Genomic DNA, 26805 nt, shown 5'->3' with positions numbered 1-26805 from the left:
CTCCGCCAATCTGTGCGTGAGGCGGCCCGCTTGCGAGCACGACCCAGCGAGATGCGAAAGACGTCTGAGCGCGCCAAGGTGGAAGTCGTGAACGACCTATCAGTACCCGAGCATCTTGCTGGAGTTGTCGCGAAGTTCATTCGCGCGCGCGATCTCTTGAACGAACTGGATGGCCTTGCGCTCGAGTACCTGATTGCCCACCCGGCGAGCTTCGATGTGGTTCCACACCCCGAATCCAACTCCTATACGGTCACCGCTCACGTCGACCCGCCACCGCTGCGGCTTGCGGTCGTTTTCGGAGACGCGCTCCACAATATGCGATCAGTGCTTGACCATCTCGCGAGGCTTCTGGTTGTCGCGCACGGCGGGCAACCTGTCGATAGGCCGCCGGGGGCGACGATGTTCCCCATCCATATGGCGGACCCAGGAAGACCGGTCACGATCAGCCCGGGTATCTCGGACCGTGCTCGAACGGTGCTGACCTCGCTGCAGCCCTTCCTCCACGACGATCCTCGGAGTCACCCACTGTGGCGTCTGAGCGAGCTAAACAATATCGACAAGCATCGACTGCTTCATGTGACGTCGCTGAGCGGGGCCGGCGGCGTCGCGTTCGTCCCCGCTCCGCTCGACCCAACGGTGCCTACAACCCAGGAGCAACGCAGGCACACGGTCCGTTTACTTCCCGAGCAACCTCAGACCTTTACGGTGACCGCAGAAGAGATGCATGTCCCGGCGGCCATGGCTGGGACGTGGTCGTACACGGTTGTGCTCGGAGAGCCCGACGCCGGCTTCACGGAGCAGCTGGTCGGTATTGGGCGAACCATACTCACATTCCTGGCCGAAGCCGCGCTGCCCGAGCTGGCGCCGTTCACATCGCCGACGCGCTGACCGAATCCTCAGCGCACGGATGCCGGTCCTTGGGTGGGCGGCGGCGCCGCTGTTTCCTGTTTCCCGCAAGCAGGTGCGTTCTCGAAAGCCCGGCCCACTCTGTCGGCCGCTGAAGGCCCCTTGAACGGTGCATGGGCGCCGGCGAACCTGGAGATCAGCCCCACCTAGATCTGGAATATCCGAGCTAACTATGCAAACTGACAGTGAGGTTGCGCGCCATGGGTTCCCCCGTCGGCGTGCGGGTCCCACCACTCCCTAACCGCTTCGTGTGGAGTCATCATCCCCGATCGCCGGGGCGCTGGGCGGGTGCCGTAGATGGAGGAAATCAAGCATCAGCTCGGGGCTGTCCTTCTTCAGCGGCAACGACCACTATGCGGCCGTGGACAGATCGTTCTCCACTAAACGCGAACACCACTGTCCACAGAGGGGCGTGCGACTCACCTCGTCGCGAGCGGCGTGGGCCGCGAGGAAGTCACCGCCTGGGAGACGCACCTCATTGCGTAGGCTCTGCGGATCTTCATTCTCTAATTGCTGCTGAGGCTGCGAAGGCGGCTGACCAGCTCGTCGATGTCGGGAAGTATCTGGTCATACCCCCAGGACAGGCGCAGGGCGCCTGCGACGCGCTCGTCGCCGATGCCGCTCGCCAGCAGCACGTGGCTGGGTTCATAGGTCTGGGCCGTGCATGCGGAGCCGTTGGAGATCGCGACGATGTCCTTCAGCGCGACGATGGCGGCCTCAGAGTCGACACCGGGGATTGAGAAGTTCAGGGTTGAGTCAATGGTGCGGTCTAGGTCACCGTTGAACTGAGGGTTCAACGGTGTGAGTGCCTTCAAAAGCAGGTCCCTCGTCTCACGAGCGCGCGCATGCCTCTCAGACGATTCCTTGACCGCGAGCGATGATGCCAGGCCCAAGCCGGCGATGAGCGCGACTGGGAGTGTCCCCGGCCGGAGTCCGCGTTCCTGGCCGCCGCCATACATGAGCGGAGTCAGGGGAGGACGCTTATACCCGCGTCTGCGGGTGAGGAGTCCGCCGATGCCCTTGGGGGCGCCAATCTTGTGCCCGGAGAATGACAGGAGGTCAACCCGCTCGTGCCGGAGAGGTTCGATGAGCTTCCCGTATGCCTGCGCGGCGTCAACGTGGAAGAACGTGTCCGTGCCGCGGAGTGCGTCCGCGACCTGCTCGATCGGTTGAATGACGCCGGTCTCGTTATTGACCGCCATCATCGACACAAGCAGTGTGTCCGGTCGCAAGCGGCGGATGGCATCGTCGGGGTCCACCCACCCACCCGGATCGGGAGCGACGAGTTCAACCTCGAACCCCTTCTTCTCGAGCTCGGCGAGTGGTTCCAGCACGGCCTTGTGCTCAATGAGCGTGGAAACGATGTGCTTGCGTCCGGTGGCTTCGCCGTGCGCGGCTAGGCCGAGGGTGGCGAGGTTATTGCTCTCCGTCGCGCCGCTCGTGAAGATGACCTCCGCCGGGTCGCAGGCGAGGAGCTCAGCGATCTCCGTTCGCGCGCGCTGTACACGATCCTTTGCCATCTGACCGAAAGTGTGGGTCCGACTGCCCGCGTTGCCGTATTCGAGGAGCATGAACTTCACAACCTCATCCGCCACACGCGGGTCGACCGGGGTTGTGGCGTTGTGGTCGAGGTAGATGATCCCGGTAGTAGTGTCGGAGATCTCTTGCATTCTCGAAGTGTACCTGTACGGAAGTGGTGCGGACCGGATCTCCGCCATGTACGGACGATGTCTTCCGTACATGCTTAGATGGGGTTATGGCCAGCGAGAACCCCCTAGCGACCGACGAGCGTCTGGCGCCGAAGTCGCGGTCCGCGCAGTTCGAGTACAACTTCCCCGCCATCCGCGGCATTCAAGCTGGTCGGACTTACTACATCACGATGTGCCCGCTGCGGATGATCCCGCGGCTGTTTCTCTTCGACGAGGAGGAGCTCCCGGCCGAGATGCGGGCGCAGCGCTCACTGAATAGGGCACGGGTGCCGGAGATCGCTCGGTACATCACCGAGAACCCGGAGAATTACATATTCTCCGCCCTCACCGCGTCCGTGAACGCCGAGGTGACGTTCGAATCGCTCATCCCGGAACTGTCCGGTCCCGGGGAGCGGGTTGGTACGCTCAGCGTCCCGATGGAGGCGAAGTTCGTCATCAACGACGGGCAGCATCGTCGCGCCGCGATTCAACAAGCGCTGGCTGAGAATCCGGAACTCGGTGACGAGACCATCGCTATAGTTCTGTTCATCGATATCGGCCTCGAGCGCTGCCAGCAGATGTTCGCCGACCTGAACCGCTACGCCATCCGACCGTCCAAGTCCATCAGCGTGCTCTACGACCACCGGGACGAACTCTCCTCCGTGACCCGGCTGGTCGTCGCGCAGACACCAGTGTTCCGCGACCTCACCGACTTCGAGTCGAACAACCTCTCCGCACGTTCTCGGAACCTGTTCACCTTGTCGGGTCTGCACTCGGCGACCGCCTCCCTCCTGGAAGGTGTGGATGAGCGGGAGCCGGCGAAGATGGTAGAGCGCGCATCACACTTCTGGAAGCTGGTCGCGGAGCAGTTCCCGCAGTGGCAGTTGGTTCAGCGGTCCGAGATCACCGCGGGCGGGATCCGCAAGGACTTCATTCACACGCACGCCGTCGTCATCCACGCGCTCGGCATCGTCGGGAACACATTGCTCACCGAGGTCCCCGACGATGAGTGGGCCGACATTCTTGGCCGCCTCCAGACTATCGACTGGCGCCGCAACGCGACCGCTACGTGGGAGGGCAAGGCGATGACCGGCGGCAGGGTTGCGAAGAACCGCGCCAACGTTCAGATGACAAGTGACTACATTGCCGAGGTCCTCGGCCTCGACCAGATGAGCCGTGAGCGGCGGATCGGAACACCCGCATGACCACCATCAAGCTGCCCATCCGACCGAAGTCCGCCTTCGACGACCTGGGGTTCAACGAGACCGTCGGCGCCATCGTCGAGCAGACGAAAGAGCTCTACCTGGCCGACTCCGTCCCATGGGTCGTCGGTTACTCCGGCGGCAAAGACTCCACCGCGGTCCTCCAGGTCGTATGGCTCGCGTTGAAGTCTCTCCCCGCTGAGCAGCGCACCAAGCCGGTGCACGTCATCAGCACGGACACGCTCGTGGAGAACCCTGTGGTCGCCGCCTGGGTGACACACTCGCTGGACCAGATGGCGGAGCAGGCGCGCGCGCAGGGCCTGCCCATCACACCGAACCGTTTGACGCCCGCTGTTGGCGACACGTTCTGGGTGAATCTCATCGGTCGCGGATACCCGGCGCCTCGGCCGAAGTTCCGATGGTGCACGAATCGGCTGAAGATCAAGCCGTCCAACGCTTTCATTCGCGAGATGGTGAAAGCCAACGGTGAGGCGATCCTCGTCCTCGGCACTAGGAAGGCGGAGTCCTCGGGTCGTGCCGCGCGGATGAAGGCCCTCGAATCCCGTCGCGTGCGCGATCTGCTCAGCCCCAACGACTCGCTTCCCAACTGCCTCGTGTATTCGCCGGTGGAGAACTGGACGAACGACGACGTGTGGACGTTCCTCATGCAGGCGGGAAACCCGTGGGGTTACTCCAACAAGGAACTGCTCACCATGTACCAGGGCGCATCGCCTGATGGTGAGTGCCCCCTGGTCGTGGACGCCAGCACTCCCAGCTGCGGTGACAGCAGGTTCGGCTGTTGGACTTGCACGCTCGTGGAGAAGGACAAGTCGATGAGCGCGATGATCCAGAACGACGAAGAGAAGGAGTGGATGCTCCCTCTCTTGGAGCTGCGCAACGCGCTCGACGTGGCCGACGATCGGCACCTGCGGGACTTCCGCCGTATGAACGGCAACGTGCAGTTGTTCCACGACCGCACCATCCCCGGTCCGTACACGCAGGCTGCACGGGAGGATTGGCTGCGCCGCCTGCTGGAAGCGCAGACCTGGATCCGCGCCAATGGGCCCGACTACGTGCGCGACCTCGAGCTTGTGAGCCTCCCCGAGCTGGAGGAGATCCGCAGGCTGTGGGTGGTGGAGAAGCACGAATTCGAAGACAGCGTCCCCGGCATCTACGAGACGGCCGTCGGGGATAATTACCCGGGCCGTCCTCTTGACGAGCACCTGCCGCTGGGCGCTGAGATGATGGCGGCGTTGGAAGAGGTCGCAGGGGAGGACCGCCTTCACCTGGAGATGGTGCGGGAGATGCTCGACATTGAACAGCGGCACCGCGCGCAGGTGCGTCGCGCGGGACTGTTCGAGTCGCTGAACAAGGCGGTCCGCCGCGGCTTCTATGACGGTGAGGAGGACGCGCTCGAGCGTGCCCGGTCCCGCGCTGCTGCGACGGCAAGCTCCTCCGAGCCTGACCCCGTCGACGTCGCCGATGGTTACGTGCGTCAGGTCCCCGCGTGATCCTGAACCGCCTCACTCTCCAGAACGTCGGCACGTTCGCCGGCAAGCAAACCCTCGACCTCACCCCACCCGACCGGAACCACCCTGTCCTCCTCATCGGTGGCCTCAACGGCGCGGGCAAGACCACCGTGCTGGAGGCCATCCAGCTCGCGCTTTACGGACCACTGCTTCGGACCAACGCCCGCGGGAAGGGCAGCTACGAACGCTATCTCCGCGGTCTGGTGCACCGGCACGCGGATGCCACGAAGGGCGCTGCCATCGAGCTGGAGTTCACCGCATACCAGGCGGGTGAGAAGCACCACTACTGGATCCGACGCAGCTGGAAGCCCGCCGGTGCGTCGCTCAGGGAGATCCTTCTGGTGTCCGTCGACGGTCGCCATGACGCGGTCCTGACCGAGAACTGGCAGGAGTATGTCGAGACGTTCCTGCCCCGCGGGATCGCGGGACTGTTCTTCTTCGACGGTGAGCAGATCGAAGCGCTCGCTGACCTGGATCGATCCCGCGAAGTGCTCCGCTCAGCTCTCGATGCGCTCCTTGGAATGGACTTGGTCACCAGGCTCACCGCGGACCTCGCCGTGTTGCGCAAACGTCACCAGAGTGAGCAGCTGTCTTCCGTCGACCAGGAGTCCGTCGCACAGGTCGAAGCTGCCCTGCACGCCGCGCGTGACGTGGAGGAAGTAGCCCTCCACACTCTCGCCGACGCTCGCACTTCTGCCGCGCGTGCAGACGAAGCACTCCGGCGGGCGGATGAGGCCTACCGGGATGCCGGTGGGCATCTCGCAGACCGCCGCGACGACGCCGAACGTGTCGCCGAGCAGGCAACGACCAGGAAGCGAAGCATCGAGGATGACCTCCGCGCGCTCGCGGCCGGCGACGCACCCCTCCTCCTCGTTCTGCCGCTGCTGACCGAACTGTTGACGCAGGCGCAGCGGGAGGAGATATCCGCCCGTGACAGCCTGTTGGTCGGCGTCCTCGACGACCGGGATGCCGAGGTGCTCCGCTGGCTCGAGGAGTCGAACGCCGATCCGGAACTTGTTTCAGCGGTGCGCGGGAAGCTTGATGCGGACCGCTCCGGACGCACCGGCGCCCCAGTAGAGAGCGTCACCGGCCTCGCTGGCGCAGCCCCCGTCTCACTGCTCACCTCCCACCTTCTTCCGGGAACCGGCGATAGCGTTGCGTCGCTGCTCACCGCGCACGGGGCCGCCGTGGAGGCTGCCGACGAAGCGGACCGGGTGCTCGCCTCCATCCCGCACCCGGAAGCACTGGCCCCGGTTGCGGCGGCCCGTGATGATGCCGCGCACGCTTGCACGCTCGCGCGCGCGATGGTGGCCGTCGCCGAGGACGCGGCCGAGAAGGCGCGAGCGACGCGGGAGCGCGCGTCAGCGGCCTATGACAAGTCGCTGGAGCGGCTCACGCAGGCGGACCTGGCGGCCGCGGACGACCGTCGCATCGTCGAGCATGTCAGCCGCGCGCAGCACACGCTCGAGCGTCTGCGGATCGCGGGGACCCGCAGACACCTCGCGCGAATCGCCGACCTCGTGCTGGAAGCGCTGCAGATGCTGTTGCGCAAAGACCGACTCATTACCGGGGTGACCATCGACTCGGAGACCACCTCCGTCGAGCTCGTAGGATCTGACTCGCTGCCCCTGTCCGCCGGCGACCTGTCCGCCGGTGAGCGGCAACTCCTGGCCGTCGCGCTGCTGTGGGGTCTCGCACGCGCAGCAGGGCAGCCGCTCCCCGTCGTCATCGACACGCCCCTGGGCCGGCTTGATCGTTCGCACCGGGACCGGTTGCTCGAGAGGTACTTCCCGCACGCGAGTCACCAGGTGATCCTGCTGTCCACGGACACGGAGATCGACGAACCGTCACGTGAGGCGCTGCACCCCTTCATCGGACGGGAGTACCGGCTCGAGTTCGCCAATGGTGCGACCACGGTCGTGCCTGGCTACTTCTGGGAGCAGTCATGACGCTCGAGCACATCCGTGTCACCCAACAAGCGCGCGACCAGCTGATTACCTTGAAGCGACGTACCGGCATCGCGCACTGGAACGTTCTATGTCGATGGGCGCTGTGCCGGTCACTTGCCGAACCGAACGTGCCCCCCGCGGTGAAGCTCACCCTGGACAGTAACGTAGAGATGTCCTGGCGGACCTTCGCCGGCGAACACGGCGACGTCTACTGGGCACTCCTGCGCTACCGGTGCCATGTGGACGGGTTCGACCTCGACGACGAGACCCTCGCGCAGCAGTTCCGCCTCCACCTGCACCGTGGAATCGGGTACCTGGTCGGCGACTCGACGCTCACCAACATCGCGTCGCTCGCTCGAATGAGTTCCACCGGCCACTGACATGCGCGTTGAGCGGCATCGGACGGCCATGACCCGAACAGCGTTTTCTCGACCGGTCGCCACCGCCCTCGCCGACGGCATCATCAGCGAGGGCACATCGGTGTTCGACTACGGGTGTGGCCGTGGCGGTGACGTTGACCGTCTGCACCACCTTGGCTACCAGGCCACCGGATGGGACCCCGTTCACCGGCCGCAGGTCGCGAAGGCTCCCGCGGACATCGTGAACCTCGGCTACGTCGTCAACGTCATCGAAGACCCCCGCGAGCGGCGCACCGCCCTCGCCGAAGCGTGGGGTCTGAGCAGTCGGGCCCTAGTTGTCGCCGGCCGCACCATCGGTGAGGACCGCGCGCCCGCCGGCGTTGTGCACGGCGACGGCCTGTTGACGGCGCGGCGTACGTTCCAAAAGCTGTTCACGCACGCGGAGCTTGGGGGCTGGATCGCCGACGTCCTCGGCGTCCGCCCACACGCTGCGGCACCCGGCGTGTTCTACGTTTTCCGCGACGACGAGGACGCGCTGTCATTCCTGCGGTCGCGGGTCCCCGTCTATCGGCCCCGTGTGCGCATCGACCCGCACCACGAGTTCGACGCGCACAGGGACGTCATACAGCCGCTGCTGGACTTCATGACCTCGCACGGCAGATCCCCACGCTCGGACGAGCTCACCGAAGAGCACCGTGAGGACCTCCGTGTCGCGGTCGGCGGCGTCGCCCGGGCGGCACGGATCATCCGTGCCGTCACCGACGACAGCTTCTGGGAAGAAGTCATTATGCACCGTCGGAACGAGCTGCTCGTGATGCTCGCCCTTGGCAGGTTCCGCGGCGTGAACCTCCGCTCCGACCCCACCACCCGTCTCGACGCCAGACAGCTGTTCGGGTCGGAAGACGTCGCCCACGGTGAGGCATACCGACTTCTGCTCGCGTGCAGCGACCCCGCCGTCCGCTACGTGAACGCGCTCGCCTCTCCGGTCGGCAGACTCAGCGGCACGTCCATTTACGTCCACACGTCCGCGCTTGCCCAGCTGCCGCCGGTGCTGCGGGTCTTCGACGGCTGCGCCAGGCTGCTTGCTGGAACGAGCGTCGGAGTTAACATTGTCCGGCTGTCGTTCGTGAGGGCGGAAGTGGAGTATCGCGTCTACGACGACTTCGACCGTTACGCGCACCCGCAACTGCTCTCCTCGTCCACGGTCGCCATCGGCGACCTCGACGTGAGATGGGCGCGGTTCCTCGATCCGCGGACGCGTCCCGTCTTGCACCGCAAGGAGGAGTTCGTGGCCCCGGACTACCCACGTCACGCCCTGTTCGCGGCGCTGTCGCGTGCCGAAGACCGCCACGGTCTGTATGACAACCCCTCGGCGATCCGAACGGCCGGGGCCTGGGAGGAGCAGCTGCGGGCACGGGGTCTCAAGATCTCCGGGCACCGCATAGGTGCTGCTCCGAATGATGTCGGGAGCAGGCGGTAACCTCAACGCGTGCTCGATAATCTGCTCGCTACGTCTGCGGCTACGCCTCTCGCCGAATCATCGTCGACTGTCGGCCTCGACGTCGGCGCTATCTGGGCGCTCCTCCTCGCCCCCGCGGTCATCGCCGCAGTAATCAGTGGACTCATAACCCTCCTTGCGCCATACATCTCAAGGAAGCTCCGTCGCGACGAAGCCACCGAAGCTGCGGCTCGCGAGTTGAACGTTCGTGCCCTCAACGAGTTCTACTCGCCAATCCGCGAGCTGCTGAACGAGGTGAAGGTTCTCCGCGACGAGATCAATCGCCGCGTCACCGTAGCCAACGAGCTGGCTTGGCACACCCTCGACCATGTACCAGAGATCAAGAACGACAAGGTCTCCTGGGCGTTGTTCGAAGCGATGGTCGCGACGAACGAACGTATCAAGCAGCTCCTGGATGAAAAGTCCGGTCTTGCTCGCGGCGCGGTGCCCGCATCCGGACGGTGGCGCGTGCACCAATCATTGCTGAAGGGTGCTCTCGCGAACCCGGAGGAGGTGCCGCGGACGGACCTGAGTTACTTCCCGACCGAGTTCGAGACGCAGATCAACAAGAACTTCGATGTGTTGGCGGGACAGTTCGGCGCGCATAGTGCCCCCAAGGCGAACAATAACGACAAGAAGAGAGAGACCTGATGAGCCGCGACACCTGCCGTTTCTGCACCCTCCGCGACAGCGACGAGGCCGTTCGGTTCGGCTCCGTCTACGCGATCCCTGACGCGTACCCCGTGGCCGAAGGCCACCACCTCATCATTCCCGTGCGTCACCGCGCGGATGTGTTCGACCTCAGCCCGCAGGAGATGCTCGACACGCAGGAGGCACTGCATGCGCTCCGCGACGAGCTCGGCGCGGAGGGGTGGACGGCGTTCAACGTCGGCTGGAACGCCGGCACCGCCGCCGGCCAGACCGTCGGCCACGCCCACTGCCACCTCATCCCGCGTAGGGCTGGCGACGTCAGCGACCCGGTCGGCGGGATTCGAGGCGTCATCCCCAATCGCCGCAACTACTTGTCCGCAGCCGGTTGACGGCACTGTTGCAACAAACACGTCCGCCACACCCCCTTACCTCATGCCAGGGTGTGCTTGAGAAATCGGGCCCACGCTGCACCTGATCACCGTTGAGGTGATCAGCACAACTCAACACGCCATTCGCCAGAACTACCGACCGTGAACGCCGCAGGCGACCACCGTCAGACACGTAGGGAAAGAACAATGATTAGCCTCGAAACCGAGGCTGCTGTGATGATTCTGCAGCAGTCTGCCGACGCAACGTCGGCAAGGGATGTCTTCGAACTCGACCGGATTGACCGGGCTCTCGACCAGCTCGTCGCACATCCCAGCAATACCAAACTGCCGGAGTGGCAGTTGCGTGACGCCCGCGCCAACGCCAGCAAGGTCCTAAAGAAACGTCGTGCACGTGAGGTATACCGGCTCGACGATGAGGACCTCCATGAGACGCATCGTGCGGAAGTCGAATACGCGCAACAACGCCTGACGGGCGACACCGACACCGTCGAATCCTTCGGCATTCTCTGGTGGCTGCGGACCACAACGTCCCTCACCGAGGACGAACGATCCATCCTCGTCCTCCTTGCTCGTGGCGAAGACGCCATGAGCCTCGCCTCACTCACCGGCATCCCCGTCAAGCGCATGCGGGAACAGATCTCCCGCGCCCGCCGCGTCGGCCGCCTCGCCTACGGCGCCGAGGTGGGGTTCTGATGCCGGGCCGCCGCTACCTGCTCACGTCGTGGCTCGTGCGCGCCATGATCCCTGAGCACACCATCGGCACGTACACGCTGTGGGCCCCGGATGCGCCGATCTACATCGGCCGCAGCGACACATGCCTGCGCCGCCGCCTCATCGAGCACACCGCGACATGGGCGCCCGATACACGGTTCACATTCGACGTATCCCGCACTGCCCAGGACGCCTTCGCCATGGAGTGCAGTCTCTTCCACGCTCTCGGCGACAGCACCTCGAACGTCGAGCATCCGCCCCGCGCCAGCCGTAGTGACCCGGCCTGCCCGTTCTGCCGCAGCACCGTCACCGCGATCCTCGACAACCGACTCACCCAAGGAATGAACCAATGACCGCCATCCCCACCCCTTACACCTCGAACATCATCGAGGTCGACAAGGCCCTTGAAAGCATGCGTGATGCAGGCTTCGACCTCACCGCCGCCGTCGGTGAGCCCGTCGACAACTCCATCGAGGCAAGCGCCACCATCATCCGTATCGAGCCCCGCTACGCGGCCAACAAGAGCCAGATCACCGACATCGCGTTCGCCGACAACGGCCGCGGCATTGAGCTGGAAACCCTCGCCCAGGTCCTTAAGATGGGGTACTCAACTCGCTATGGCCAGCGTGGAGGTTTGGGACGGTTCGGCGTCGGACTGAAGCTCGCGGCACTCAGCGTCGGCAAGCGCATCGAGGTCATCACCAGGCCGTTTGGTCAGGAGAAGTTCTACCGCTCGTACATCGACCTGGATCTCATCTCCAGCGGGGAGCAGGAGCTTATCCAGGCCGAGGAGGTAGGCGGGTGGCCTGCGGAGTACGCGGAGCTGATGGTGGACGCAAAAGGCGAGCCGTTCGTCAGCGGCACGCTCGTGCTGTGGCAGAAGATCGACCGGCTCGCCAACGGTGGCAACTACGGCCGCTCTATCGACGCGAGAATCGCGGAGCTGCGGAAGTTCCTCGCCCGCGCATATCGGAAGTTCATCGACAACGGCCTGCAGATCGTCCTCGACGGCAAGACGGCGGTGCTTCACGACCCGACCTTCCTCCTCGACGACCCGCGCATCGAGGAGCAGTACGGGTTGAGCGGTCTGGAACCTGACCGCTTGAAGGGGACTGTCATCCAGGAGACCGACATCGACATCAACGGCGAGAAAGTACACGTCGTTGTCACCGTCGCACCCGAGATCTTCCGCCACCACCGTGGAGCCGGTGGCGCAAAGGACTTCAACGGACGGGACATCCGCGAATTCCAGATCAACACCGAGAACGAAGGCCGCATCAGCTTCCTGCGCAACGGGCGCGAGATCTACTACGACATCGTCCCCCGTATGTTGCAGGGCGGTGTCACCCGCGGTGACCGTTACATCGGCATCGAGGTGTCGTTCCCCGCGGAGCTCGACGAGTTCTTCCAGGTTCGTCACGTCAAGCGCGGCGCCGAGCCGATGGACAAGCTGCGCGACAAGCTGCGTCTCTGGCTCGAGCGACCCGTCAAGGTCGCCCGCAATCGCATCCGCGACCACTGGAGTGCAGTCGAGGAGGCAGAAGAGAAGGCCGAGCCTGTCGGCGGTTCCCCCTTGGTGCAGGGCGCAGTGGAGACGGCAGAGAAGACGATGCCACGCGGCAACGCCGGTGCAGGAATGACCGCCGAAGAAGAACAAGGCAAGGTCAACGAGATCATCGAAGATCTCGGTCTCGACGAGGAAGTCGACGGCACTACGGCACAGCGCGTCCGGGATCAGATTATGTCCCACCCGCTGACCATCGTGGACACGTCCTGGCCGGGCAAGGAGATGCTCGAAATTGAGCACCTCAATGGCAAGGCGGTCGTACGGCTCAACCACCGGCACCCGTTCCTGACGGCCGTCTACGGACCGCTGCGCGCGTCGGCTCTCAAGCCGGTGGACGAGCAGGACCCCGCTGACCTGCATGCCCTGATATTGCGTTCCGCGGACGCCCTGGAGGCGATGTTCCTTGCCTACGCGAAGGCGGAAAACATGCAGCACAACCCGGAGCAGTTCGAGGACCTGCGCTCCTACTGGGGACAGCACCTCAGCGCGTATATGAAGGAGATCCTCCGAGTCGAGGACATTTGAGAGATACCGAGCGAGAGGCGGTCGATCAATCCCACGGCCTCTCGCTCATCTGGTGCCGGCGCGACGCCGATAAGCGATTCGGACAGTCCGGCGGCCGTCAGGCCCTCACCACTTCAAACCGTCGAGCAGTTCGTCCACCGAGACGGCGGCTGCACCCTTCTCATCATCGAGGGCTTCGACAACAAGGTCCATCACGACGAGCGCGGCCGGCTGATGGCGAACATTCCTCTGCTCCTGGATGTACTCCAGGCCCCCGTTCGCATACTCCTCGAAGATCCGGACTCGTTCTTCCAGACGGGTATCGTCCATGACCTCCGGATCATCGACCGTGTTCACCGCAATCATGTTGATGAGCGTGTCGCTGAAGGTGCGCGCACTCAGCGTCTCGAATCGGATGGGATCCCCGGCGGTCGCTGTGAAGGGGGAGCGGCGGCCCTGGCGGAATCCCACTGCTCCGGCGAGGAGCAGCACGTCCCTGAAGGTCGGGAAGGCTCCTTCGTCTTGCAGTTCCTTCATCAGCGCTTCATGTTCGGCGGGCCGGCGCATGCGAACATCGGCGGACGCGGTCACTGGATCTCCTTCAGTTCGGAGCGGTCACGGGAGGACTTGACGATATATGGATACGAATTTCCCCTCAGCTCGACGTCGTCAGCGACGTCGCCGTCGCTGGTCGTGTGCGTCTCGATGATTCCGACGTGACTCACGTGCGGCATCAACTGTTCGACGACCTTTCCGAGGCCCTGGCTCTTGCTGACGAGGACGACGAGCTGCGGCGCCATCTCCGCGAGAGCGCGTGCGACGGACTCTTGGTAGTCCTCATCGAGTGAGCCGAACGCCGCGTCCATGACGATGGGGTATTCGCCAGCGCCCTCCCGCGAAGCACCTTCCGCGCGCGCCTCGGTGCGGATCTGCCGCGCGATCTGTGAGACGGCGGTCACGAAGCTCAGGCTGAGAATCTGATTTTCGCCGGTCGACTTGGGCACAGGCAGCATGACCCCGTCGATCTCCTTCTCCAGCCGCAGCTCGAAGCCCTCGTCCAGGATCGGTTGGTGATTCTGGTGCGTGATCTTCGCGAAGATTGCCTTCAGTTCCGCGTCCAAGCGGCGACGCATGTCGTCTTCGCGGATACTGAGGATCTCCTTCAATGCTCGGGTCACGGACTGTACGAGGTCGGAGCGGCTACGGGCCTTTTCTGCGAGTTCGTCTTCCACGGCTGCTTTGGAACGGTCGCGGGTCTTCTGCTCGATCTCCCGGTCGAGGTTCTGCCGTTGGACGGTGATCTGGCCGAGCCTCTGCTGCTTGTTTGCGATGCGGCTTTCCAAATCCATGGACTTGGTCTGCAGCGCTTGAACATCTTCGGCTGGGCTGTCCTTGAGCTGACCTGTGAGCTCCCCCTGCTGCTCTTGGAGCCGGACGAGACGGTCCTTCTCGCTGCCAACTCGGCCGAACAGCTCCGTGAGCGACTCTCGCAACTCGGTGCGGGACGATGCGAGGGGGCGCAACTGGCCGGAGAGCTGCTGCCAGGAGGTCTCTACAACCTGCAGGCCCGCGCGATGGCGCCACTCACGGACGTGTGCGGACCCCTCCGAGTCGGCCGTCAAGTGCGCACCGCAGATGCACACGCCGTCTGCGAGCAGCTTGTCGACAAACTCCCGCTTGAGCGGCGCGGGCAGTGCACCCTTTTCGTACAGGCCCTCAGCCATTGACTCGGTCGAGTCGCCAAGCGCCTTCGTGAACGCTTGAAAACCTCTTGTGGCAACAAGAGCTGAACGAGCGGCCTCGGCCGCCTCCAGCGACTGCCGCGCCTCTTCGAGCTCCCGATTCACCGTGTCCAGGGCGGTCTGGATCGGCGCCGAGTCGGCGTGCTTGCGAAGGAGGCCTGCCACCTCGTCGCGCTCCTCCTTCAACGCGACGATATTGCGGGCGGTGAGAGTGGCCTCCTCCGCGAGCTGAGTCTCCTCTTCTTGCTTCGCGTCGATGACGTCTTGTATCTCGGAGGCGCGTGCACCGCCGTATCTCCGGAGCTCGGCGGTCAGTTTCCGGTCGACTTTCGGAAGATGAGTCAACGCGCGCTCCACCTGCTCGAGCCCCAGGAGTACCTTGATGTCTTTCTGGACCTCCGCGTACGCACTCTTCTTCACAAGGTTCTCGATGCGTTCACCGTTGAAGAAGAAGAAGCGACTCACCCCCTGGGGGAGGATCGATGACACCATCTCTTGTGGAGAGCCAAGCACCTCGGAGGCCCCGGAGGAGCCGGTACGCCACCCTTCCAACTTCACCGATGTGCCGCGCACGGACTGCTGGTCGGACTCTTTCCGCACGGATGCGGACCGGAGAATCCGATACGTTTCGCCCTCGTGATCGAAGACTAGGTCCACGGACACCTCGACGGTGTCGCCCATCGACGCTTCTCGCCACGCATCGTCGTTGATGAGACGGTGGTGCTGCTCGACGTCATCGGACAACGTTCCGTACAGCGCCCAACTAAACGCGTTGAGAAAGGTGGTCTTTCCCGAACCATTGGCCCCAAAGATCAGCGATACCGGTTTGAGTGAACTGGAGTCGAGATCGAACGACTGTTCATCGGCGAACTGGCGGAAGTTTCGAAGCGTGATCCGCTGCAGCTTCACGGCAGGATCACCTTCACCGCTGCCAGGAGTTCTTCGGTCGCGTCATAACCCGGGATGTGGAGTTTCGACCGTTCGATCTCCAGAGCCCGTGTGAGGAGCGCTCTCTCATCGTCGGACAGTTCCTCGAGGACACGTCGCTCGCTTCTGTTCTCAGGCACTTCGGTTTCCTTTCGCATTCATGACGCAGCCGCTGTCACATGTCCATGAGCTGGTAGCGCTCTTTGAGCGGTCTCAACGTGGCGAGGGTATCGCCATAGTTTTCCGACAGGCGAGCGAACTCGTTGGTCCGCTCGAGCTCTCGAATGAGCAGGCGTCGCTCTACTTCGAATTCCACGGGCGCGTCCGACGGGGGCACGGCGACGTAGTCCACGATCTCGGCGTACTGTTTGCCTTCAGCCAGGCGCAGGAGCCGGCCTCGGCGTTGAATGAACTGGCGCGGGTTACTGCTGCTCGCCAGCAGGTAGCCGATTCTCGCATCGGGGATGTCCACACCTTCGTCGAGACACCGCATTGCGACGAGCGCTTGGAGGTCTGTTCCGGTGGCGAAGCGGCGCATCAGTGCTTTGCGGTCCGCACGGGGGGTCTCCGAGGTGTATTGATGGGCGGCCAGGCCGAGGTCTCGACCGACGAGCCGCAACACGTCCCGGAGTTGATTGGGCCCTGGTTCCTCGCCGCGCGGGGCAGGCCGGGAACCCTCCGCGCAGTACACGAGCTGGAAGTGCGCGTCGCGCCGTGATGCTACGTCTCTCCGTACTGCCTCGAGCTTGCCCGCGGCGTGTCCGAGGATTCCCGCGCGTTGACGCAGGAGGTATCCCAGCGTCGCATCTGAGTCTGGCTTCTCGGGATCGCTTCCCATCGCCATTCGGGTGGCGATTTGTGCAGTGAGGTCGACGTAGAACTGCGTCTCGGCATAGTCGAGCTCCACAAGCTGTGGTCGATAGCGGTAGCGGGTGAGAGCACCCATCTCGATGGCACGCTCCATATTCAACTCGAACACGACCTCACCGAAGTAGTCGATGAGAGCGTCGGTGCCCTCTTCGTCGAACCATCGCTCCGGGGTTGCGGACAGCGCCAGGCGGTACGGGGCGTTATCGGGAAGGCTGTTGCGGTAGGCCGCGGAGCCAAGGTTGTGCGCTTCGTCGGCTATCACCAGCAGGGGAAGCGTCATCCGCTGAAGGATGGACTGGAACCGCTCCCCCGAGAAGGAGCTGTTGGTCGCGACGAGAGCGACGACCGGCCGGCGACCGAGTCGGGCCGCGGCGAGCTGTTCTTCGACGAGAGGAAGCCACGTTGCGCTTGATTCGTACACCGCGATTGGGCGCACGCCGAAGTCCTCGACCTCGGAGATCCACTGGTCTACAAGGTGTTGGAGGGGCGCGATGATGAGGACGACAAGGGGTTCTTCGCGTTTGCGGAGGACTTGGCTCAGTTGTGTCGCCGCGATCATGGCGGTCTTCGTCTTGCCTGTGCCCGTCGCCATCTTCAAGATCCCGCGGCCGCGGTTGGCCAGCCAGCTTTTGACGGCTTGTTTCTGGTAGTCGCGCGGGGCTAGCCAGGTTGGGATTTGGAGCTCGGCGGGTGCGGTTTCTGCGACTCTCGGAACGAGTGCGTACTCCGAGGCCTCAAGCTTCGCTGCCGGCCGTTGCTGGCCGATCTCGATGAGCCGTTCGCGGGCAACATCGGGGAAAGCCTCGACGCTCAACCCTGGTGTCTGATTCGTCCAGAGCATGCCGAAGTCGGCCTCGAGCCGGAGAGCCCGTTCACCGTCACTGGCGTGCCACCCCGGGTATACCTCGACTGACTCGAAATTGGCGAGAAGGCCGCCGAGGGTCTCGTTGCTGCTGCCCGTGAAGCCGACGACATCGCCTTCCTGGTCGCGGAAAATCCCCAACTTCTCGTGATAGATCCCAACGCGTCCGTCGCGCTGCACGAAGGCCAGCTTGATGTCCAGCCGGCCTTCGGCGATGAAGCGGCCGAGCTGCCCAAGTCCGTCCAGAAGTGTGTCTGGCTGCTCATCTGTCAGCTCGCGCAGGGCGGCGCGTTCGATGACGCTTCGAAGATCGTACCCGCGCTCGATGTCCGCGATGTCGTCCCCATTGAGGTTTGGCGATGCGATGAGCTGCATGCTTCCGCCCCGTTCGGCGAACTCCTCGAGGCCGCGCGAATACAACGCAAGACTTGTCGACGAAAAGTAGCCGACCGCGCGCTTGTACACCGACGCTGCGGAGAACGCGGGCAGGTAGAAGGACGCCACGACGTCCTCCATGTCGCTGCGGTAGCGCGTGGCGAAGTTCACCGAGCGCAGACCCCTCAGACGCGTCACAGAAGATCCATGATGTACGAGACGTCAGGCGCAGAGGTAGGGCTCTCGGCAATCGGTGCGCCGGGGTCCAGTTCGTTTCGCAGCGCGATGAGGAGATCGGCGATATCGTCATCGCCGCGCCCGCGGAAGACGTCGACCACGCTCACGAACGGCGTCGACAGATCCTGATTCGCCGCCAACGTAACGTGATGCCAAGCGTCTTGAGCGTCCTCGGGAGCTCCAATGAGTGTGAGGAGGTCGTGCGTGGGATCGCCCGTCTTCGACCCCGCTTCCTCGAAGTCGAATACGAGCTCGTCGCTGATGGTCAGGAAGGCGTCGGTGTTTGCTTCGATGTCGGCATCCAGGAGGAAGCGCCGGATGCTGCCGAAGGAGGGCTGAATCCCGGTCCACGCTATGACCTGAGGTCCTAGGCGAGAGTCGAGCTGAATCGAGGCTCCCGCGCCGAGGCCCAGCAGGCTCGCCATCGCGGTAGGTGCGACAAACCCGCTGCCCCGGAGGTGGTCTTGCGACACGGTGATCCGGTACGCCCAGCCATCGGTGCGTCGGAATAGGCGACGCGTACGCTCGGGAGGCTTCTCGGCCGTTCGGCTCGCGCGCATCGTTCGCACCGTGCCATCGACGGTCTCAAACGGGGCAGCGTTGGCGTATGCGATAACGCTGCTGGCGCTAACCGAATAGCGGCCAGTGATCCCCTCGACCAATTCGTCGAGGGGTGCTTGGCCCCCATTCCGGGCGAGATGTTCGCGGATCACTGAGCGGATTCCGCCGTACGCGCCCAGCCCCCATTCCTTCAATCCCCAAAGCTCGCGATCCACCCGCTCGAATCGCTCATCCTGGCTCATCGCGTTCTTGAGGGATCCAGCACTACGTTCGAATGCGAATCGCTCCAGGATCGATGAGACGCTCATTGGACTACCCGCTATCGAAAGCACAGCTGCCCCGTAATCACCAACGGACCGTGTACGCAGCAGAACGAAGTCGCCGTCGACGACATACCCGCAACGAGTCAACCACTGCTTTGAGGTACTTTCGGCATCGGTGGTGCCCGCGACCGAAACGACGTTGAGATCTGAGATTCGAGCAACCCCGTACGTGTCAGCAGACTCGGTGATGAGCGCCAGAGTTGCAGCCTCCGCGGCCGCCATCGACGGGGACACCCTCCACCCGTCCACGATTTCGTAGGCGTCGTCCAGCTGATCTAGTACTCGCCATGCTGGCTGGTCAGCGCTCGGCACAGTATCAGCCAACGCGGGATAGGCCTCGAGCAAGTCTGCAAGAGGACGGATGGTCCCGGTGGACGAAGCAACGGACGCCGCGACGTCAGCCAGACCAGTCGACTGTGAGACTGCAGTTAGGAGTGCTCCGCGGGCCTTCCCCTCAATCTGCCGGACGCGCTCACGGGTGACGCCGAACTGTCGGCCCAAGTCCTCGAGGGTCATCGGAGAGCCGCTTAGTAGCCGGAGCTTGAGGATCTCTAGAGCTCGAGGCTCCAAGCGGAGGAGTGCGTCGTTGAGGACCACACTTAGCGACTTCGCTCGTGCGTCCGCGGAGATATCGCTCAGGCGAAGAGCGAGTACGTGCTCGGCAGCGCGTCTCACCTCATCCGGAGCGGACGCGAGGGCCGAGCGATCCAGGAGCGCCTTGTCCTCGATGCCGATAAGTGCGCACCAGTCGGCGATGAGCTTGAGGTCATTGCCGACCGCGTGCAACCACTGGTCGTTGGGGCGTTCGTGGAAGGGCCAATCCAGGCCGGCTGGCGCGGCGGCCGTAGGCACGCCGGTGCTCAGGACGGGCGGAGACGCCGACGTCGAGACCCGGACGAGCCGAGAAATGATGGCGTTAATGGTCCCCGCGCCGATGCCACGCCAGCCCATGAGCGACTCGAGGAACTCGTTCGCCAGCTCCCCGGTCGTAAAGATCCCGTGCCGGGCCATCGAGTTGGCCGCCCTCGTTGGCAGGTCAAGGGTAGACAGCTCTACATCCGGCGGAAGGCTCGGGAGGATTTGGCCGATGGTCCAGTGTGGCAGCCGCTCGCTCGCGAGCTCCGCGATGACTCCAGCAAGACGCTCGGCCACCTCTTCGCCGGCAAGCTCGATGGGCGAGTTCCACGCTTCATCGTACGACCGCCCAATGGCCGGCAACCAGGGGAAGGCATCCAGCCACGTCGATGCGGCCCGTAATGAACTCGATTCGTCGAGCGCTTCGAGCATGTAGAGCTCCCCCCAGGTGCGTTGCCACTTCCTTTATATCCGGATGAGCGACACACCGCGGCGTCATATGGCAGTTGGGGGCGGTTCCGCGTCCGATGGGTCGTACCCGGAGCGGCGATGACTAGTCGGCCCGCTGGCCGGTCGCGTTCGTTACGTCAGTCCGCATGCCGAACAGTACCTTTGTAAACGAGGCATGATCTTGTCAACTGGATCAAAGTACGGCCCGCTGTGTGTCCCGGCACGTCATTCGCGGAGAGTTGCCCGCGCAGAGCGCATTCGTTTCGATCGGAGGGCCATCTGCTCCGCATTCCGCAGCGGTCCTAGTTGACGGAGGTCACGGTAGATCCAGTTGACACCGTCCCGCGCTCTGACATCCGCCCTGGCAAGCCGGTCGAAACCCGCGGGAAGAAGGATCGCCGCTCCACAGCCGAACCTAATGTGCCGGTCGTGGGGCAAATCGTTGCGAGGCGCGGTGACCACCTCGATGAATTTGAGGTTCCCGGATTGAAACCATGGGCGAAGCAAGCGGAGCCCCTCTTCCGGAGTGAAACCCTCGGCGTCGTCGCTGGTGAGCGTTACCTCGATCCCGTCATTGTTATCAAGTTGACCGAGGCGAGTGATAAGCCATGGCAAGACGTGATCGCGCTCCGACGAGTTTTGGTCCAGGCGTCGAAAGATGAATCGATCGACGATGTGGACCGTTCGCGATCGCACGGCCAATGGTTCGAGGACCTGTGCCCAGAACTCTTTTCGCACCCCTCCGAACGAGAGGTGTGCGTCGGCATCGAGATCTCGTAGGGCCTGCAGGGTCGATGAGCGCGACAGGTCGCGAACGGTACAAAGTTCTACCTTCGGCCGGGTGTCATCGAAGGTTGGGTCAGCGATCGAGGGCCGGTCGTCGCCGGCGGCACCCTGTAGCCTCACCCCCCAATCGATGGGTTCGGACAGAACGTTGAATCGGTTTAGCTTCCCTAGGGTCAGGAGTACCTCGATCCAGCGCTGCCCACTCAGCCCGGGCTGGGACCGCACAAACCTCGCGAGTTCCACCCTGTGGGCTTCGTCGAGCACGTCGAGCACGCCATGCCGGATCAGGTCGTCGCGCAAGCGGTCGCTGAGAACTTGGGCGAAGCCTGGATCCATCTCTTGGAGCTCAGCGATTGCCGAGAGGTGGACCTCGAAGTCAGTGATCATGCGTCGCCGAACAGCTCGTGAAGGCGCTCCTCGAAGAATCCGTTCGGCCATTCATCGATGAATCCACCGTCACTACCCAGCCGAAGCCGCCGGATGACCGCCCCCGAGTTGTCGTAGTTGTCCACGTAGAGCACGCATACGCGCTCGGGGTCGATGGCGCCCTCGCGGATACGCCGCTGGATACGTAGGAGGAGATGCTCCGAATGGGTCTCGGCGATCACCTGCATGCCGCGCCCAAGGTCGTGAGTCGATTCGATCAGCAGGTCCCCTAAGGTTGCCTGAAGCGCGGGGTGTAGATGAAGCTCCGGTTGCTCGATACACACAATCCTTGAGCTCTTGGTTGCTAGCGCGACAACGAGCGGAAGCACTTGAGATACGCCGAAACCGACATCCCGTGGAGTGACGGCGACACCAGACCGCGTGTCAGTAAGCGTCACCGCGATGGCGTCTACCGCGGAGTGCGATCCGTACTGCACCTCCGTGAGTCGCATCTCATATGGAAGCTCGACCCGCGCTAGCCATCCGTTGACCGCGCGGAGTGCGCGCGGATCCCGCGCCAGCCGTGCCAACTCACTGTTCCAGTCCGTGATGTCGGCGCTGACCGGGTACAGCCGCTGCGGCATCGGCCGGAGGGGGCCGAAGTAGTCGACACGCTGCAGAACGTCATACGCTCGCTCGCTCACTTCGCGCAGGACCGTCCCAAGTAGTTCGAAGGCCGCCCGGCGAGCGTCAGTCACCTTGTCGCCCGATGCCTGGCCGACGGAGCCTACGAGCAGACCGCGGAGTTTAACGTCCGCGGACGCGCCTTCGTCGAGCTCCTGGAATCGCCGCAGGTCTATCAGTTCCGGTTCTTCACTCCGCAAGCGTTCGCGGAGTTCCTCCCACGCAGGCTCAAACCCGGGGGATCGCGTCGCACCGGATATCCCGAACGCATCGCGCACATCGTCCAGCACGCGTTGGTGGTCTTCCTGGAAGGGGTACCGAAGGTCGAGGAGAGATCGAACGTGCTTGAAACTAAGGGTTGTTGCACCAGATCGGAGTCGAGGATTATCCATTCGCAACCCGCGTGAGCCGATGCCGACCCTCAATGACTCCCAATCGGCTCCGTTGCCTGAGGCCGCGAAGTCTGCGCCGTAGGACGCTTCATCAGCGATCGAGCCTCCGGGGGCACGGTCCAGAGCGAATCGAGCGCTCACCCCCATGGTGAAGGCCGTGTTATGAGCGGAGATCGCGTTCTCAAAGGAACCCAGGTCGATCTCACCGAAAGCGGCCCTGATGCCGCCGACTTCTAGTGAGTGGGCCAACGCCAAGAGGGCCTGGATGAGCGACGACTTCCCAGCAGAGTTAGGGCCGAAAACAAGCGTGAGTGGTCGCAGTGGCACCTCAGCGTCATGGATGCTCTTAAAGTGAGACACCGCCAACCCTCGCAGTAGTCGGCCCTTTGCTGCCTCCCCCGCAACCGACGTAATGGCGAAGTCCGGGTCCTCCTGCGGAACCTGTCCAGGTCGCTTCTCGCCGCCCCATCGCGCGACCACAGCCCATTCCGGGACGGCAACCTCTCTCCCCGCCATCCAATCGCGAACGGCGAGGCCGAGAGCCTCACTGTCGGAACGGTGCAACGCGACGAAAGGATCCCGTGGCGCGTGCCTAGCATCGACGACAAGCGCCCCACGCTTGGTATCTGGGGTTCCACAAACAACCCATGCGACGGTAGGGCCATCGGACAGTGGACGTGATCCTGGGGGGAGGATGACCACGGCAGCGACCGCGCCCCGCTCGACAAGCCCATGAATGTACGAGTTTGGGCTGTCTTGGATAAGGGAGTCGGCGGATAACACCACGGCACCGACAGCGCCCGCCGCCAACCGCTCCGCAACCGCAGCCATCCACACGTCGTCCAATGTGAATCGAACGTCCCGGCTTCCGATGCCGGCACGTTCCGCGGTTTGCGCGGGAATGTCAGGAGGAAGCGATTCCTCGAGCGGCGGATCGAAGATGACGAGTCCGTCAAGGTCCGGTTGGTCGAACCCATCGAGCGCGTCCGCCGCTTCAAAGGCAACAGAGGAGGGCCAAACTTCTACCCGTGCCCGCGTCAACGGCAAGACGCTGGCATCAATATCGCGTCCGATCAGCTCCTGCCGCCCTCGACGTGCCGCTTCGACAAGCACAGCCCCGGTACCGCAGGCGAGGTCGCGCACCGGACCGGCAATCTCGTCCCCGATTGCCACGAGAAGAGTGGCAATCCCCGTCGCAGTCGATTGGGCCGATCGCACTAGGTCGCTGGGTGAGCGTGCCGCATTGACGACGGCTTCGCACAGTTGACCAAGATCTTCAAGGGAGGCGCCCTCTTCGTACAGCACTTCGCACCCGAGGCTGATCAACTCCTGGGCGCGGTCGCGGCCGATGATGTCCACATCGCTATCCCAGCCCCACGATGCCCGCGGCAATTGCGCGCGCGCCCGGCGCCCGAAGCGAGAATCGGACGCGTAGCCCTCGACTATCCGATCGATGTCCAGAGCTTCGCGCATCGCTGATTCATCGGGCGCGAGCTCCGAACTGTGCAGGACTCGTTCGACGACTTCTTCTGCGAGTTCGTCTTCGTCTAAGCCAGGCCTGGCGTTCCAGACCATCGCCACTGTCCAGAACCCGTAGAGGACCAGGCTCTCGGCGTCGACAGGGTTCATGCCTCGTGCAGCGGCAACGTACCGTGCGACAGCCCCATCGATCTGCCTCTGCAGCACCGCTGGCTTTATCACTGCGCTGAACCCCTCATCATGCGGCTACAGTCCAAGGCGCGGGACGCCCTATCCGTAGGGATTTGATCATGACATCCTTCTCGACGCAGATGCGACATTTAGGAACTGACGGCTTCGATGAAGGCCATTGACGATCGTTGAGCGCCCGATATCAGATCCAGTTCTTGAGCAATGCGACTGTCGTCGGATTGATGCGGCGGTTGTGCTTGTGATACTCGGTCATGAGGTCGGCCTGCTTGCCGTCCGCGAAATACGCCTGACCGTCTATCGACACGATGACGACTGTCTCGGCGCCGCGGCGGAGTGCCCAGAAGTGGCTTTCGGGCTCGCCTGGGATTCCGAGAGTAGGTGTCGTCCTCGCGGACTCAACGGCTACGGGGAAGGCAGCAAGATAGCCGGCGCGGGGCGCTCCGTATTCCGAAGTGTCGAGGAACTCACTCCTTACATCCCACCGAAAACGATCGTTGAGTGTCATGGTCAGCGCTGACGCGAAGAGGCGGTAGGCGAGCGCTCGCTTCGTCGTGGCCGGCGTTGTTTGGGGCGGGGGCCATCCTGCGCGCCGTTCGAGGTCCTTCACGATGCTGTATGGCGTGGGCGATTCGAGCGCCTGGATCCAGGTTGCGACGACTTCTGCTTTGGCGCCCTGATGGACCTGAAGTGTGCCGTTTCGGTTCAGCATCACGCGTGGTAGGTCTCCGGATGCTAGGTGTGGCGAGAACGAGGCGGGGTCGGTGACGCACAGTACGTCGTACTGTCCTCCGCCAGGGTGCATCTCGTACGCAAGGAGTTGAGGTTGCCGTCGGACGAGTTCTGATGCGATCCACCACGATTGTGCGAGCGCGATGCGAGTAGCACCCCAGCCTGGGGTCATGTCGTGGGCAGTGTCGTTTGCAGCTTCAGCGGCGGCGGCACGAATCGCAGCTTGCTTCTCCTGCAGCAGCGCGACGTGCTGGTGAAAAGCCCAGTGCTCTTCGCGGTACGCCGCAATAACGTCGGGGTCGGCTGTATCGAAGAGTGACTCGCTGTTGTGGTTGTGAATTCGCCAGCTCGGGGATTTATGGGCGAGGAAGTGCACCCACTCTTCGAGCGACTCTGTTGGGCGTTCCAGCAGCGCCTTCTCACCGCGCTTGAGGTATTTCTGGTGTTCAGGCGGATAGTAGGGAACGGCGGTTGTGCCGTGTACTTCCCACGCTCCCACGGGCTCTGGACGCGCGCCCTTCGTCCTTCGGACTTGGTGGATCGCGATCAGCGGCATTCACAGTCTCCCTTGGCGGCTCGGTTGGCTCTGCGCATTGCTGGATGGGTCGATCATCTCGCAGATGCGCGCGGCCGTTGACGATCAGGAGTGACCACACGCGGTGTGTCCGACACGGATGTCGTCGATCGGGGGAGCGCCGTCTGAGACGTACGCCCACCCTGCCTCGTCGACGCTGGCGGGTACCTCGGATCCCCGGTACATCGCCGCGTCGCAACGGTTCGTCGGCAATGTGCCGAGGCGACGCGAACCTGTCCGCACGTAGCCCATCGCAACGCGGCGAACACCAACACGATCGTCGCTCGAAGGTCGGCGTCAGTATGCCCGGAACGGGACAAGACTGGCCAACCAGTTACGGCCATTCGACGAGTTGAGCGGAACTATGCACGTAGAGGGGGTGGCCGGGGTGGCCATCCTTCGTGATGGCGAGGGCGTGAAGCTGGGGGAGTAGCGTCAGCGCGTGCAACACTCGTGCAGGTTCGGCATTCGTTCCCCAGCCGGCGATGACGGTACCAGTTGCTGCGGCGAGCTCGCGGTCGGTTTCCGGGCCGACGGGGTCTTTGGCCGCGAGCATGATCTTTGGGCTTTTCGTCCGGAACGCGTACAAGTTGAGGATCTTCATACCCCCGAAACCGAAGCCCTTGGCGAAGCTCACACAGCGCTTGAGCGTGTTGTCGAGCTCGTACCCGTCGGCGGTGCTCGGGTTGAGGAGCACGTAGGTGACCTGGGGGACGGAATCATTCCAGACTCGAGTGAGCGAGTAGCGGTAGTCGCCCTGGATGTCGGCGGTCGCCGAGATGAAGTCCGGGTCGATGCTCACGGGGAGATGCTAGCTCTATCCTCGATGTCGTCGTGGAATGCCAGGTGGAACGCCGCCGTTAGGTGGGCCCCTGGTGTCGCAGACTGGCGGCCACCATCGCCTCATTCAGCTTCGACGCCACTGAATCTAGGTCGTCGTCGAAAAGGTCGACGTATGTGTCCAGCGTCATTGCCGCTGAGGCGTGCCCGAGCATACGCTGAACGGCCTTCACGTTAGCGCCTGAGCTGATTGCGAGTGATGCGGCTGTGTGGCGAAGGTCGTGGGGCGTCAGTCGCGGAATCGAGGGATCTATTCGTTGCGCCCGGCGCACTGCTGTGGCAAACCAGCTGCGCTCGCCGTTTTCCTTCTTCATGTGTGTATTCCCATTGCCGAACAGCAGGCCGTCTGACGGCTTCCCGGCGCAGGCTGCCGCCAACAGTGGATCGAGACCTTCAGGGTAGGGCACAGATCTGCGTTGAGAGCTCTTCGGTGTGCCGACCTGTATCTGCCAACCCACTAGGACTGCGTTCTCCTCCACGCTGAAGCGGTAGTAGTGCCCCATAAAGTGGTGTAGCCCGTGGTGGCCGGCTCGTCGATCGCGACGAAGTGCGGTCACCGCGTGATCCTTCGAGGAAACTCTCACATCCCACTCGAAAGGCATCATCAC

At 63.6% G+C, this 26805-nt stretch carries 22 protein-coding genes; 11 read left to right on the top strand and 11 right to left on the bottom strand.

All coding sequences use genetic code 11. The features are described 5' to 3' along the window. Positions 1-87: 87 nt before the first annotated feature. Positions 88-888, top strand: coding sequence for a hypothetical protein (locus BKA10_RS11180; RefSeq protein WP_183499956.1), 801 nt, complete (start codon positions 88-90; stop codon positions 886-888). 524 nt (positions 889-1412) lie between these two features. Here BKA10_RS11180 and BKA10_RS11175 read toward each other — a convergent pair. Next, on the bottom strand, positions 1413-2576 hold the full coding sequence (locus BKA10_RS11175) for an aminotransferase class V-fold PLP-dependent enzyme (protein WP_183499955.1): 1164 nt from the start codon (positions 2574-2576) through the stop codon (positions 1413-1415). An 86-nt stretch (positions 2577-2662) separates the two neighbouring features. Here BKA10_RS11175 and dndB point away from each other — a divergent pair, with 86 nt between their 5' ends. The 10 genes from dndB to BKA10_RS11125 all read left to right on the top strand — a co-directional run bounded on the left by dndB (position 2663) and on the right by BKA10_RS11125 (position 12974). Continuing rightward, positions 2663-3799: a DNA sulfur modification protein DndB gene (gene dndB / locus BKA10_RS11170; RefSeq protein ID WP_183499954.1), complete on the top strand. Its 1137-nt coding sequence runs from the start codon at positions 2663-2665 to the stop codon at positions 3797-3799. After that, a complete protein-coding gene (dndC, locus tag BKA10_RS11165) occupies positions 3796-5307 on the top strand; it encodes a DNA phosphorothioation system sulfurtransferase DndC (RefSeq protein ID WP_183499953.1) in 1512 nt (503 codons plus the stop codon). Before dndB ends, dndC begins: the two co-directional genes overlap by 4 nt. After that, the gene (gene dndD, locus BKA10_RS11160) at positions 5304-7274 is read left to right on the top strand and encodes a DNA sulfur modification protein DndD (protein WP_183499952.1); all 1971 of its coding nucleotides are present in this window, start codon (positions 5304-5306) and stop codon (positions 7272-7274) included. The genes dndC and dndD overlap by 4 nt, the downstream gene beginning before the upstream one ends. Beyond that, positions 7271-7654 carry a DNA sulfur modification protein DndE gene (gene dndE / locus BKA10_RS11155; protein ID WP_183499951.1) on the top strand — a complete coding sequence of 128 codons (384 nt, stop codon included), beginning with the start codon at positions 7271-7273 and terminating at the stop codon, positions 7652-7654. Before dndD ends, dndE begins: the two co-directional genes overlap by 4 nt. 1 nt (position 7655) lies before the next feature. Continuing rightward, positions 7656-9113, top strand: a complete 1458-nt coding sequence (locus BKA10_RS11150; protein WP_183499950.1) for a DNA phosphorothioation-associated putative methyltransferase — start codon at positions 7656-7658, stop codon at positions 9111-9113. Positions 9114-9122: 9 nt separating this feature from the next. Beyond that, entirely contained in the window at positions 9123-9782 is a 660-nt protein-coding gene (locus BKA10_RS11145; protein ID WP_183499949.1) for a hypothetical protein, read from the top strand. Continuing rightward, positions 9782-10171: an HIT family protein gene (locus BKA10_RS11140; RefSeq protein WP_183499948.1), complete on the top strand. Its 390-nt coding sequence runs from the start codon at positions 9782-9784 to the stop codon at positions 10169-10171. The genes BKA10_RS11145 and BKA10_RS11140 overlap by 1 nt, the downstream gene beginning before the upstream one ends. A gap of 216 nt (positions 10172-10387) precedes the next feature. After that, on the top strand, positions 10388-10864 hold the full coding sequence (locus BKA10_RS11135; protein ID WP_183499947.1) for a hypothetical protein: 477 nt from the start codon (positions 10388-10390) through the stop codon (positions 10862-10864). Continuing rightward, the gene (locus BKA10_RS11130; protein WP_183499946.1) at positions 10864-11235 is read left to right on the top strand and encodes a GIY-YIG nuclease family protein; all 372 of its coding nucleotides are present in this window, start codon (positions 10864-10866) and stop codon (positions 11233-11235) included. The genes BKA10_RS11135 and BKA10_RS11130 overlap by 1 nt, the downstream gene beginning before the upstream one ends. Further along, a complete protein-coding gene (locus BKA10_RS11125; protein WP_183499945.1) occupies positions 11232-12974 on the top strand; it encodes an ATP-binding protein in 1743 nt (580 codons plus the stop codon). Before BKA10_RS11130 ends, BKA10_RS11125 begins: the two co-directional genes overlap by 4 nt. 105 nt (positions 12975-13079) lie before the next feature. On the opposite strand, the gene BKA10_RS11120 is transcribed toward BKA10_RS11125, so the two are convergent. The 10 genes from BKA10_RS11120 to BKA10_RS11075 all read right to left on the bottom strand — a co-directional run bounded on the left by BKA10_RS11120 (position 13080) and on the right by BKA10_RS11075 (position 26754). Beyond that, a complete protein-coding gene (locus tag BKA10_RS11120) occupies positions 13080-13544 on the bottom strand; it encodes a DNA phosphorothioation-associated protein 4 (protein ID WP_183499944.1) in 465 nt (154 codons plus the stop codon). Next, positions 13541-15604, bottom strand: coding sequence for an AAA family ATPase (locus tag BKA10_RS11115; protein ID WP_183499943.1), 2064 nt, complete (start codon positions 15602-15604; stop codon positions 13541-13543). Before BKA10_RS11115 ends, BKA10_RS11120 begins: the two co-directional genes overlap by 4 nt. Continuing rightward, positions 15601-15762, bottom strand: coding sequence for a hypothetical protein (locus BKA10_RS11110; RefSeq protein ID WP_183499942.1), 162 nt, complete (start codon positions 15760-15762; stop codon positions 15601-15603). Before BKA10_RS11110 ends, BKA10_RS11115 begins: the two co-directional genes overlap by 4 nt. 35 nt (positions 15763-15797) lie before the next feature. Continuing rightward, positions 15798-17900 carry a DEAD/DEAH box helicase family protein gene (locus tag BKA10_RS11105; RefSeq protein ID WP_206686897.1) on the bottom strand — a complete coding sequence of 701 codons (2103 nt, stop codon included), beginning with the start codon at positions 17898-17900 and terminating at the stop codon, positions 15798-15800. Between the two features lie 23 nt (positions 17901-17923). Continuing rightward, complete coding sequence (locus BKA10_RS11100) at positions 17924-20137, bottom strand: sigma factor-like helix-turn-helix DNA-binding protein (protein ID WP_183499941.1); 2214 nt, start codon at positions 20135-20137, stop codon at positions 17924-17926. Positions 20138-20380: 243 nt separating this feature from the next. Then, complete coding sequence (locus tag BKA10_RS11095) at positions 20381-21328, bottom strand: hypothetical protein (RefSeq protein WP_183499940.1); 948 nt, start codon at positions 21326-21328, stop codon at positions 20381-20383. After that, positions 21325-24012 (bottom strand): AAA family ATPase, encoded by a 2688-nt coding sequence (locus BKA10_RS11090; protein WP_183499939.1) that lies wholly within the window; start codon positions 24010-24012, stop codon positions 21325-21327. Before BKA10_RS11090 ends, BKA10_RS11095 begins: the two co-directional genes overlap by 4 nt. Positions 24013-24235: 223 nt before the next feature. Beyond that, entirely contained in the window at positions 24236-25339 is a 1104-nt protein-coding gene (locus tag BKA10_RS11085; RefSeq protein WP_183499938.1) for a TY-Chap2 family putative peptide chaperone, read from the bottom strand. Between the two features lie 352 nt (positions 25340-25691). Further along, entirely contained in the window at positions 25692-26159 is a 468-nt protein-coding gene (locus BKA10_RS11080; RefSeq protein WP_183499937.1) for a DUF1643 domain-containing protein, read from the bottom strand. 58 nt (positions 26160-26217) lie between these two features. Further along, a complete protein-coding gene (locus tag BKA10_RS11075) occupies positions 26218-26754 on the bottom strand; it encodes a tyrosine-type recombinase/integrase (protein ID WP_308221578.1) in 537 nt (178 codons plus the stop codon). Between the last annotated feature and the right edge of the window lie 51 nt (positions 26755-26805).

The organism is Microbacterium invictum, from assembly GCF_014197265.1.
Classification (GTDB): domain Bacteria; phylum Actinomycetota; class Actinomycetes; order Actinomycetales; family Microbacteriaceae; genus Microbacterium; species Microbacterium invictum.
This window is presented reverse-complemented; position numbering and strand designations above follow the sequence as displayed.